Consider the following 10,637-nt stretch of genomic DNA (forward strand, 5'->3'; position numbering starts at 1 on the left):
GGGGGGGGGGCGCCGACGGCTCAGGAGGCCAGACCCCACTCCTCCCGGCCGTCGATCAGAGCCCGCTCGTACCGCAGCAGCTCGGCCTCGGGGTACAGCACCCGCTTGCCGATCTTGATGCTGCGCGGTCCCTTCTCGATCTGGCGCCAGTAGCGGACGGTGCTCTCCGCTGTGCGGTAGCGCTCGGCGACCTCGGCGGTGGTCAGATATCGCATGCATTCCCAATCGACTAGGCGGCAATTCGGTCTGCATAGGTTGTACTCGACGATCGCCGGTTAGCCAAATCGGCAAGCTCATGTTTCAATTGGGAAAGCAACGGTCAGGATGGAGGTTCGATGGCAGGCGACAAGGTCGACGGTGGTGAGGTGCCGCTGCTCTACAGCGAGGGCAACATCGCCGCGCGGGTGGCACTGGAGCGCGAGGTCAGGGGGTGGAGCACGATCGAGCTGGCGGATCGGGTGTCCAAGGCTGGCGTCAAGATGAACCAGACCGCGGTCTGGCGCATCGAGAACGGCACCCCGCGCCGCCGCATCAATGTCGACGAAGCCCTCGCCTTCGCTCGCGTCTTCGAGCTGCCCCTCGAAGAGCTGATGTCCCCGCCGTTGGAAGGGCTGGACCTCGACAGCAGACGGCTCGTCCAGGAAGCCGTCGAGGCGTACTACGAGACACGCGACGCCGAGGACCGCCTGCACCGCGCCGTCATCGGTATCGCCGACTACATCCAGGCCCACCCCGACAGCTCACGGGCCATCCACGAGCAGTGCCTTCGCCTCATGGGCGATGAGCGCGACGCCCGCACCCTCACCGAGCACATCGAGGGCGGCGGCTACCACCGATAACCAACCCAAGGGAGAAGCCACTTGGCGAACATTCAGAAGCGCCCCAATGGCAAATGGCGGGCCCGCTACCGAGACCTCGACGGCAAGGAGCACGCCCGCCACTTCGACCGCAAGATCGACGCTCAGCGCTGGCTGGACGAGGTCACGGCCAGCATCGTCACCGGCCAGTACGTCGACCCCCGTGCCGGACGGATCACGTTCGAGAAGTACGCGAAGAAGTGGGAGGAGTCACTCATCGCCAGCGAGGCGGGGGAGCGCATCACTGACAACGCGCTCCGACTCCACCTCGTCCCGGCGCTGGGCTCCCGCGCGATGGCGGCGATACGCCGCAACGACCTCCAGGTGCTCTTCAAAAGCCTGTCCGAGTTGCTCGGCCCCGGCAGTGTGCGCAACGTCTACGACGTCCTCGTACGCCTCATGACCGCGGCCGTCGAGGACAAGGTCATCGCCTCTAGTCCGTGCCGCCGGATCACCCTCCCGCCCATGCCGGACGAGGAGGTCACCCCGCCCACGGTCGCGCAGGTCGAAGCCATGGCCGGCGTGATGCCGCCGTACATCCGCGCGGCGATCGTCACGCTCGCCGGATCAGGCTTGCGCATAGGTGAGTTGCTGGGCCTCATGGTGTCGGACGTCGACTTCAAGGCCGGCACCATCCGCGTCGAGCGGCAGCGACTGCAGTCCGGGAAGATCGGCCCGCCGAAGACCGCCAAGTCCCGACGCACGGTCCCGGTCGGCGAGGTCGTCACGGACGCCCTTCTCACGCACCTCGCCGCACGCCCCTCCAAGGAGTGGCTGTTCACGATGGAGGAAGGCGAGCCCCTCAACTACCGCCGCTGGAAGACGGAGTGGAACTGCGCCCGCAGGACGCTCCAAGCAGCGGAGAACGAGGCAGCCGAACGCGAGGGCCGCAAGCCCGTCGAGCTGCCCCACATGGTGACCCACGACCTGCGCCACTTCTACGCCTCCGCCCTCATCGCCGGCGGAGCGAGCGTCAAGCAGGTCCAGCTCGTCCTCGGCCACGCGTCCGCCGTCATCACGCTGCGGATCTACGCGCACCTGTGGCCGGGCGAAGAAGACCGCACCCGGACCGTCATGGACGCCGTTCTCGGCGGCCTGCGGACCGGGTGCGGACAGGTAGGCGATGTGACCCGCGAAACCGCAGGTCAAACGGCCTAGCCATAGATCAAGCCTTCTTGGTCTCCCAGAAGATCTTGTCGATCTGGGCGATGTAGTCCAGCGCCTTCTGGCCGGTGGCCGGGTCGGTCGAGCCCTTGGCGGCCGAGAGGGCCTTGAGGGTGTCGTTGACCAGCTGGTGCAGCTCCGGGTACTTCTCGAAGTGCGGGGGCTTGAAGTAGTCGCTCCACAGCACCGAGACGTGGTGCTTGGCGAGCTCGGCGCGCTGTTCCTTGATGACGGTGGCGCGCGCCTGGAAGTGCGGGTCGTCGTTGGCGGCCATCTTCTCCTGCACGGCCTTCACCGACTCCGCCTCGATGCGGGCCTGGGCGGGGTCGTACACACCGCAGGGAAGGTCGCAGTGGGCACTGACCTTGACCTTGGGGGCAAACAGGCGGGAAAGCATGAAGCATTCCTTCCTCGTGATCGTCTTCTCACAGGGGACATTACTCCGTGAGGGACGGCTTTTCGCGGGTGCCCCCATGGGCTTAGGACAAAAGTCCGGGGTGAGACTGAGACTGGTGGAGGAAGAACCGGGGAGGTGCCGGGTGATGCCGGAGCTGTCGCAGGAGTCCGAGCGGGGCAGGCCCGCCCCGCCCTTCGGGGTGGCCGAGGTGACCGGACCGTCCATGGTGCCCACGCTGTACCACGGGGACCGGCTCCTGGTGCACTACGGGGGCCGGGTCAGGCCCGGGGACGTCGTCGTACTGCGGCATCCCTTCCAGCAGGACCTGCTGGTCGTCAAGAGGGTGGCGCAACGGCGCGAGAGCGGCTGGTGGGTGCTCGGGGACAACGCCTACGCCGGCGGCGACAGCACCGACTACGGAGTCGTCCCCGACGACCTGGTGCTGGGGCGGGTCCGGTTCCGCTACCGGCCGCGCAGGTCCGGTCGGCGGTCGCCGTGGGCGCTGCTGGGCTGGGCGCTGTCGGCCGCCAGGCCGGTCCTCTCTGACCGGTCGGCTTCAAGGCGTTTGCGGGCGCGGTAGGCCGCCACGTTCGCCCGGGTCGCGCAGCGGTCGGAGCAGTAGCGCCGGGAGCGGTTGGTGGAGGTGTCGAGGTAGGCGTTGCGGCAGGGGGCGGCCTCGCACAGGCCGAGGCGGTCCACGCCGTACTCGGTCAGGTGGAACGCCAGGCCCATCGCCGCGATCGCCGCGTAGCCCGCCGTGGCGTTCGACGGGTGGTCCGCCAAGTGCATGTGCCACAGCGGGCGGCCGTCGTCGTCCCGGAAGTCGTGCCCGGAGACCTGCGGGCTCACCGGGAACTCCAGCAGCAGCGAGTTCAGCAGGTCGACGGCGAGCCTCTCCTCGCCCGCGTCGGCCGCCTCGAAGACCGCGCGCAGCCGGGCCCGGACCGAGCGGAAGCGGGTCACGTCCGCGTCGGTGGCCCGGCGGGCCGCCGACTGGCTGCCCCCGAACAGATCACGGACGGCCTCGACCGACGTCAGCGCGTCCTTGCCCCGGGCCGGTTCCTCGGTGTTGACGAGACGCACGGCGTAGTCCGAGTAATAGGCCAGTTCCACTTGTAGTCCTTACGGAGGGGCTTTATGGTCGTGAGTGCGCACTTGTAACAGCTGATGGTGCTTCCAGGGTATTACGAGGGAGGGGCTCGATGACGGACGCGGACATCACGACGGCCACCGCGGACTGGCAGGCCTGGCAGGAGAGCTGGGACCGGCAGCACGAGTGGTACATGCCCGACCGCGAGGAGCGGTTCCGGATCATGCTCGACATGGTCGAGGCCCTCGTGGGCACCGCCCCGCGCGTCCTCGACCTCGCCTGCGGCACGGGCACCATCACGGCCCGGCTGCTGGCCCGCTTCCCCGACGCCACCAGCACCGGTGTCGACCTCGACCCGGCGCTCCTCGCCATCGCCGAGGGCACCTTCGCGGGCGACGACCGGGTCCGCCTCGTCACCGCCGACCTCAAGGACCCCGACTGGCCGGCGAGGCTGCCGTACGCCTCGTACGACGCCGTCCTGACCGCGACGGCCCTGCACTGGCTGCACCGGGAACCCCTCGCGGACCTCTACGGCCAGGTCGCGGAACTCGTCCGCGCCGGCGGTGTCTTCATGAACGCGGACCACATGATCGACGAGTCGACGCCGCGGATCAACGCCGCCGAGCGGGCGCAGCGGCACGCCCGCATGGAACGGGCCAGGGAATCCGGCGTCCTCGGCTGGACGGAGTGGTGGCAGCTCGCAGCCAAGGACCCGGTCCTCGCCGAACCCACGGCCCGGCGCTACGAGATCTACGGCGACCACGCCGACGGTGACATGCCGTCGGTCCAGTGGCACGCGCGCGTGCTGCGCGAGAAGGGCTTCGACGAGGCCAGGCCGGTGTGGTGCTCGCCCTCGGACACCCTGCTGCTCGCCATGAAGTAGCCCGCGCGAAGGGGGCGGCACGGAGATTCCGTACCGCCCCCTCGCCGTGCGTACCGTCAGAGCACCTTGGACAGGAACGACTTCGTCCGCTCGTGCCGCGGGTTCGTCAGCACCTCGCGTGGGTGACCGGATTCGACCACCACACCGCCGTCCATGAAGACCAGGCTGTCGCCCACCTCGCGGGCGAAGCCCATCTCGTGCGTGACGACGATCATCGTCATGCCGGACTCGGCAAGGTCGCGCATGACGTCCAGGACGTCACCGACCAGCTCCGGGTCGAGCGCCGAGGTCGGCTCGTCGAACAGCATCAGCTTCGGGTCCATGGCGAGGGCCCGGGCGATGGCGACGCGCTGCTGCTGGCCGCCGGAGAGCTGCGAGGGGTAGCTGCCCGCCTTGTCGGCCAGGCCCACTCGGTCCAGGAGCTCCAGGGCACGCTGCCGGGCCTCGCCCCTGCTCACGCCCTTGACCTGGACCGGCGCCTCCATGACGTTCTCCACGGCCGTCAGGTGCGGGAACAGGTTGAAGCGCTGGAAGACCATGCCGATGTCCCGCCGCTTGACGGCGACCTCGCTGTCCTTCAGCTCGTAGAGCCTGTCGCCCTTCTGGCGGTAGCCGACCAGCTCTCCGTCGACGTACAGACGGCCGGCGTTGATCTTCTCCAGGTGGTTGATGCACCTGAGGAAGGTCGACTTGCCGGAGCCGGAGGGGCCGATGAGACAGAACACCTCGCCGGACTTCACCTCCAGGTCAATGCCCTTGAGGACCTCTACGGGGCCGAAGGACTTGTGGACGCCCTCGGCCTTGACCATGGCGGTCATGCGGTGCCTCCCGTCGACGCCGAGCGGTTGGACAGGGACAGCAGGTTCGCCTTGATCTTCTGGAACGGGGTGGTCGGCAGGGACCGGCTCGAACCACGCGCGTAGTACCGCTCCAGGTAGTACTGGCCGACGCTGAAGACCGAGGTCAGCAGCAGGTACCAGGCCGCCGCCAGGAACAGCATCTCGGCGGGGGCGCCGGAGGTCTGTCCGATGTCCTGAGCCGCTCGGAGCAACTCGGGATACTGGACGACCGAGACCAGCGAGGTCGTCTTCAGCATGTTGATGACCTCGTTGCCCGTCGGCGGCACGATCACGCGCATCGCCTGCGGGATGACGATCCGGCGCAGCGTCTTGGCGTGGCTCATGCCCAGCGCGTGCGACGCCTCGGTCTGGCCCTCGTCGACCGAGAGCAGGCCGGCCCGGCAGATCTCCGCCATGTACGCGGCCTCGTTGAGGCCGAGCCCCAGCAGCGCCGTCAGGAACGGGGTCATGAAGTCCGACCACTCGTCCTTGTAGAACGGCCCGAGGTTGATGTACTCGAAGACCAGGCCCAGGTTGAACCAGACGATCAGCTGCACCAGGACCGGGGTGCCGCGGAAGAACCAGATGTAGAACCACGCGATCGACGAGGTCACCGGGTTCTTCGACAGGCGCATCACGGCGAGCAGGACGCCGCCGACGATGCCGATCGCCATGGACAGAACGGTCAGCAGGAGCGTCTTGCCGACGCCGTCCAGGATGCGGTCGTCGAAGAAGTAGTCCGGGATCGCATCCCAGTTGATCTTGCCCTGGGAGAACGCGTAGACGACCCCGACCAGCAGGGCGATGGCGACTACGGCGGAGACGTAACGCCCGTAGTGCCGGACCGGGATGGCCTTGATGGCCTCCGGTCCGGCCGGGGGCGTGTCGGCCGGCGTCTTGTCGATGTCAACAGTCACGGGTGTTGCCTTTCAGTGCCGCTGATCTGCGGTCACTTGCCGCCGTTGATGGTGGCCGCGTCGATGGAGCCGTCCGTCACGCCCCACTTCTTCATGATCTTCTCGTAGTCGCCGTTCTCGATGACGGCGTCCAGCGCGGCCTTGAGGGCATCACGCAGCTGCGTCTGGTTCTTGGCGACCGCGATGCCGTACGGGGCGGCCTCGACCTGCTCGCCGACCAGCTGGAAGTCCTTGCCGCCGCCGGAGGTCTTCACCGCGTACGCGGCGACCGGGAAGTCGGACGAGCCGGCGTCGGCGCCGCCCGCGCGCAGGCGGGTCTGGGCCTGCTGGTCGTTGTCGAAGGGCTCGATGGTGATCTTCTTGCCGGCCGGGCACTTCTTCGACTCCGCCTTGGCGAGGTCCTCGGAGACCGTGCCGCGCTGCAGCACGATCTTCTTGCCGCACAGGTCGGACCAGGTCTTGATGCCCTGGTCGTCGCCCTTCTTGGTGTAGATCGAGACACCGGCGGTGAAGTAGTCCACGAAGTCGACGCCCTCGCCGACCTTCTTGCCGGTGTCGGAGTCGATGCCCTCCTGGCGGTCCTTGGTGTCGGTCATCGCGGACATGGCGATGTCGTACCGCTTGGAGCGCAGACCCGTGATCAGCGTGTCGAACGTGCCGTTCTCGAACTGGAAGTCGACCCCGAGCTGCTTGCCCATGGCGGCGGCGAGGTCCGGGTCGATGCCGACGACCTTGCCGGAGCTGTCCTTGAACTCGACCGGGGCGTAGGCGATGTCGGAGCCGACCTTGATGACACCCTTGTCGCGGATGGCCTGCGGCAGCTTGTCGGCGAGAGGGGCCGAGGCCGCGGTGTCGCTCGAGCCGGTGTCCTTGGTCTGGTCACCGCATCCGGTGAGCATCAGCGCGCCTGCGACCGCGATCGCACCGACCGCTGCTAGCCGGGAGTGCGCGGCGGTCGTACGACGGGTGGAGCTTGCGGTCATGGTGGGTTCCTCCGGCGGATGGGTGGAGTTGCCGATGGGGCGGGCTGCTGCCGATGGGGTTCGGCAGCGCCGTGGCACGCCGAAGGTTTCGGCAGTGCCGTGGGTCGACGAGAGCACACCTCTTCGAGTGTCGCGACCTCGTGTGATGACGGCATCTTGCCATTCGGACTGCGCGATTCTGGGGGCCAGCCATGTCAAAATCGGATAACGGGCGACCCCCGAACCGCATCACTCCGGTACATCACGGCCGGACCTTCTATGGGAATCGCCCCTTCCGGACGGAAGATCTTCGGTATATCCCGGGATTTCAAGACGGTGACCGCGAGCTTTGCTGATGTTTGAGTGGTTATGGCTGTCTTGTCCAGGCCTTGTCCCGGTTTTGGACGAAGAGTCAGGTCGCCGTCATGTGACCTTCGCGTTATGGACTCGTCGTCGGTGCGGTCCGTCCGGTAAGAAGGGTCCTTACACCCCTCATCCGGGGCTCAGGGCGCGTGTGCGGCGCGCCCATCGCGTACGCGCCCGTGCGTATACACGCACAAGCACGACAGGGGCCTGCGCGGTGCCCGCCCACCCCTCACCAGGAGTGGCCACCCTCAAAACAATGAAGATTTAAGGGGTAAAACGAAGTGGCAGCGGAGATCGTCAATCCTCGCAGCGAGAGCAAGACCGGCGACACGGACCACGAGGGCGGTGCGGAGCCCCTCGACTCCTTCGACCCGGCGTTCGCGTTGCACCGCGGCGGCAAGATGGCTGTGCAGGCCACCGTGCCGGTCCGCGACAAGGACGACCTGTCCCTGGCGTACACGCCCGGCGTCGCGAAGGTGTGCAGCGCGATCGCGGAGCAGCCGGAGCTCGTGCACGATTACACGTGGAAGTCGTCGGTCGTGGCCGTCGTGACGGACGGTACGGCCGTGCTGGGCCTCGGTGACATCGGGCCCGAGGCCTCCCTCCCGGTGATGGAGGGCAAGGCGATCCTGTTCAAGCAGTTCGGCGGCGTGGACGCGGTGCCGATCGCCCTGAACTGCACGGACGTCGACGAGATCGTCGAGACCGTGGTGCGGCTCGCACCGTCCTTCGGCGGGGTCAACCTGGAGGACATCTCGGCACCCCGGTGCTTCGAGGTCGAGCGGAAGCTGCAGGAGCGGCTGGACATCCCGGTCTTCCACGACGACCAGCACGGCACGGCCGTGGTGACGCTGGCGGCCCTGCGGAACGCCGCGCGGCTGAGCGGGCGGGCGCTGGGGGAGCTGCGGGCCGTCATCTCCGGCGCCGGTGCGGCCGGTGTCGCCATTGCGAAGATGCTGGTCGAGGCCGGGATCGGGGATGTGGCGGTGGCCGACCGCAAGGGTGTCGTGTCGGCGGACCGGGACGACCTCACACCGGTCAAGCAGGACCTGGCCGGGTTCACGAACAAAACCGGGATCACCGGGTCGCTGGAGGCGGCGCTGGACGGCGCCGACGTGTTCATCGGTGTTTCCGGCGGGACGGTGCCGGAGTCCGCGGTGGCGACGATGGCCGAGGGTGCGTTCGTCTTCGCCATGGCGAACCCGAACCCCGAGGTGCACCCCGAGGTCGCGCACAAGTACGCGGCGGTCGTCGCGACCGGGCGGTCGGACTTCCCGAACCAGATCAACAACGTGCTGGCGTTCCCGGGGATCTTCGCGGGGGCGCTGCAGGTGCGGGCCTCCCGGATCACCGAGGGGATGAAGCTGGCCGCCGCGGAGGCGCTGGCCGCCGTGGTCGGGGACGATCTCGCCGCCGACTACGTCATCCCGTCGCCGTTCGACGAGCGGGTCGCTCCGGCGGTCACGGCCGCGGTGGCGGCTGCGGCCCGTGCCGAGGGTGTGGCCCGGCGCTGACGCCGACGCTGGTGTGATGTGGCCCTGCCCGGGACGGGCGGGGCCATTTCTTTGCGCTTGTGTGCGGCTGTTCGGGTGGTGTGCGTGCCTCCGGCCAGGGTGCGGGGTGCCTCCGGCGGTGGTGCGGGTGCTGCTTCGTCCTCGCCGGTGGGGTGCGCCTTCGCTTGACGCGTGGGCCTGTCGCTCGTTCGGCGGCACCGACTCCTGGACGTTGGCAAGAGGGTGTGTCTCACAGACGTCGGTGGTTCCACTCGGCAGGTGGTGGAACCTATCGTCGAGGTCATGTTCGCTGTCTACGCCGCCCGAATCGACCGCGACCAGCCGCTCTCCGGCCTGGAGTTGGGAGAGCGTCCGGCTCCCGAGGCCCGCCCCGGCTGGAGCACCGTCACGGTCAAGGCCGCCTCCCTCAACCACCACGACCTCTGGTCCCTGCGTGGCGTGGGCCTCGCAGAGGACAAGCTGCCGATGATCCTCGGCTGTGATGCCGCCGGTGTCGACGAGGACGGCAACGAGGTCGTCCTGCATTCCGTGATCGGACAGAGCGGGCACGGGGTCGGCCCTAAGGAACCCCGGTCCATCCTCACCGAGCGCTACCAGGGCACCTTCGCCGAGCAGGTCGCCGTGCCGACCTGGAACATCCTGCCCAAGCCCGAGGAGCTCTCCTTCGAGGAGGCCGCCTGCCTGCCCACGGCGTGGCTGACCGCGTACCGGATGCTGTTCACCAACGCGGGTGTCCGCCCCGGCGACTCCGTGCTGGTGCAGGGCGCCGGCGGTGGTGTCGCCACGGCTGCCATCGTGCTGGGCAAGGCTGCCGGACTCCGGGTCTTCGCCACCAGCCGCGACGAAGCCAAGCGGAAGCGGGCCGTGGAGCTCGGGGCTGTCGAGGCGCTGGAGTCCGGGGCGCGGCTGCCGCAGCGGGTCGACGCCGTGATCGAGACCGTCGGGGCCGCCACCTGGTCGCATTCCGTGAAGTCGCTGAAGCCCGGCGGCACGCTGGTCATCTCCGGCGCCACCAGTGGCGACAGGCCCTCGCACGCCGAGCTGACCCGGATCTTCTTCCTTGAACTCAAGGTCGTCGGATCCACGATGGGCACCAAGGACGAACTGGAGGACCTGCTCGCGTTCTGTGCCGCGACCGGAGTGCGGCCCGTCATCGACGAGGTCATGCCCATGGACCGCGCGCGTGAGGGCTTCGAGCGGCTGGCTTCGGGAGAGCAGTTCGGCAAGGTCGTGCTGACGAATCACTGAATCCTCCTGGAGGTGCGTCGACGGCCGGTCCCGGGTGGGCCGGCCGTTTTCGTATGTCAACTGTGGTTGACGCAAGCCGCGCGTCAATGTAGGTTGACGGTATGACCGAAGCAACCGATCTGGCCGAACGTGCCGGTGACCGTGATCCACGGGTCGGCCTGCGGGCCGTCGCCGCGCTGCGCCGGCTGCTGGAGCAGTTGGAAGCCGTGCAGGTGCGCAACGCGCGCAATCAGGGCTGGTCGTGGCAGGAGATCGCCACCGAACTCGGTGTGAGCAGGCAGGCCGTGCACAAGAAGTACGGGAGGCACTGATGTTCGAGCGGTTCACGAAGGACGCCCGCGACGTGGTGAAGGGCGCGTACGCGCACGTGGACGGGGGTGGTGAGGGCCTGTCTCTTATA

Annotated in this window: 13 protein-coding genes; 7 read left to right on the forward strand and 6 right to left on the reverse strand. The window is 68.2% G+C overall.

The window, feature by feature from the left end; translation table 11 throughout:
* Nucleotides 1-20: 20 nt before the first annotated feature.
* Entirely contained in the window at nucleotides 21-215 is a 195-nt protein-coding gene (locus C1J00_RS29600) for a helix-turn-helix transcriptional regulator (RefSeq protein ID WP_102912061.1), read from the reverse strand.
* Nucleotides 216-335: 120 nt separating this feature from the next.
* Between C1J00_RS29600 and C1J00_RS29605 the strand changes: the two genes are divergently transcribed.
* Nucleotides 336-839: a helix-turn-helix domain-containing protein gene (locus C1J00_RS29605; protein WP_102912062.1), complete on the forward strand. Its 504-nt coding sequence runs from the start codon at nucleotides 336-338 to the stop codon at nucleotides 837-839.
* Nucleotides 840-860: 21 nt separating this feature from the next.
* Nucleotides 861-2,015 carry a tyrosine-type recombinase/integrase gene (locus C1J00_RS29610; RefSeq protein WP_102912063.1) on the forward strand — a complete coding sequence of 385 codons (1,155 nt, stop codon included), beginning with the start codon at nucleotides 861-863 and terminating at the stop codon, nucleotides 2,013-2,015.
* 7 nt (nucleotides 2,016-2,022) lie between these two features.
* Here the strand turns inward: C1J00_RS29610 and sodN are convergent, their stop codons facing one another.
* Nucleotides 2,023-2,418 (reverse strand): superoxide dismutase, Ni, encoded by a 396-nt coding sequence (gene sodN / locus C1J00_RS29615; RefSeq protein WP_031140564.1) that lies wholly within the window; start codon nucleotides 2,416-2,418, stop codon nucleotides 2,023-2,025.
* A gap of 145 nt (nucleotides 2,419-2,563) precedes the next feature.
* Here sodN and sodX point away from each other — a divergent pair, with 145 nt between their 5' ends.
* Nucleotides 2,564-2,998 (forward strand): nickel-type superoxide dismutase maturation protease, encoded by a 435-nt coding sequence (gene sodX, locus C1J00_RS29620; protein ID WP_102912064.1) that lies wholly within the window; start codon nucleotides 2,564-2,566, stop codon nucleotides 2,996-2,998.
* On the opposite strand, the gene C1J00_RS29625 is transcribed toward sodX, so the two are convergent.
* Nucleotides 2,881-3,531, reverse strand: coding sequence for a CGNR zinc finger domain-containing protein (locus C1J00_RS29625; protein ID WP_146046278.1), 651 nt, complete (start codon nucleotides 3,529-3,531; stop codon nucleotides 2,881-2,883). The genes sodX and C1J00_RS29625 overlap by 118 nt on opposite strands.
* A gap of 89 nt (nucleotides 3,532-3,620) precedes the next feature.
* Here C1J00_RS29625 and C1J00_RS29630 point away from each other — a divergent pair, with 89 nt between their 5' ends.
* Nucleotides 3,621-4,391: a class I SAM-dependent methyltransferase gene (locus tag C1J00_RS29630; protein ID WP_102912065.1), complete on the forward strand. Its 771-nt coding sequence runs from the start codon at nucleotides 3,621-3,623 to the stop codon at nucleotides 4,389-4,391.
* Between the two features lie 56 nt (nucleotides 4,392-4,447).
* Here the strand turns inward: C1J00_RS29630 and C1J00_RS29635 are convergent, their stop codons facing one another.
* From C1J00_RS29635 to C1J00_RS29645, 3 genes are read right to left on the reverse strand one after another with little or no spacing between them, the layout of a single operon-like run.
* Complete coding sequence (locus C1J00_RS29635; protein ID WP_102912066.1) at nucleotides 4,448-5,209, reverse strand: amino acid ABC transporter ATP-binding protein; 762 nt, start codon at nucleotides 5,207-5,209, stop codon at nucleotides 4,448-4,450.
* A complete protein-coding gene (locus C1J00_RS29640) occupies nucleotides 5,206-6,147 on the reverse strand; it encodes an amino acid ABC transporter permease (protein ID WP_102912067.1) in 942 nt (313 codons plus the stop codon). Before C1J00_RS29640 ends, C1J00_RS29635 begins: the two co-directional genes overlap by 4 nt.
* Nucleotides 6,148-6,179: 32 nt before the next feature.
* On the reverse strand, nucleotides 6,180-7,130 hold the full coding sequence (locus tag C1J00_RS29645) for an ABC transporter substrate-binding protein (RefSeq protein ID WP_102912068.1): 951 nt from the start codon (nucleotides 7,128-7,130) through the stop codon (nucleotides 6,180-6,182).
* Between the two features lie 626 nt (nucleotides 7,131-7,756).
* Here C1J00_RS29645 and C1J00_RS29655 point away from each other — a divergent pair.
* The 3 genes from C1J00_RS29655 (at nucleotide 7,757) to C1J00_RS29665 (ending at nucleotide 10,548) form a co-directional block, all read left to right on the forward strand.
* Nucleotides 7,757-8,989, forward strand: coding sequence for an NAD(P)-dependent malic enzyme (locus tag C1J00_RS29655; protein ID WP_102912070.1), 1,233 nt, complete (start codon nucleotides 7,757-7,759; stop codon nucleotides 8,987-8,989).
* A gap of 282 nt (nucleotides 8,990-9,271) precedes the next feature.
* Nucleotides 9,272-10,237 (forward strand): zinc-binding dehydrogenase, encoded by a 966-nt coding sequence (locus C1J00_RS29660; RefSeq protein WP_102912071.1) that lies wholly within the window; start codon nucleotides 9,272-9,274, stop codon nucleotides 10,235-10,237.
* Nucleotides 10,238-10,338: 101 nt separating this feature from the next.
* Nucleotides 10,339-10,548 (forward strand): HTH domain-containing protein, encoded by a 210-nt coding sequence (locus tag C1J00_RS29665; protein ID WP_003992902.1) that lies wholly within the window; start codon nucleotides 10,339-10,341, stop codon nucleotides 10,546-10,548.
* The last annotated feature ends 89 nt before the right edge of the window (nucleotides 10,549-10,637 follow it).

This window comes from Streptomyces cahuitamycinicus (assembly GCF_002891435.1).
GTDB classification, from domain to species: Bacteria; Actinomycetota; Actinomycetes; order Streptomycetales; family Streptomycetaceae; genus Streptomyces; species Streptomyces cahuitamycinicus.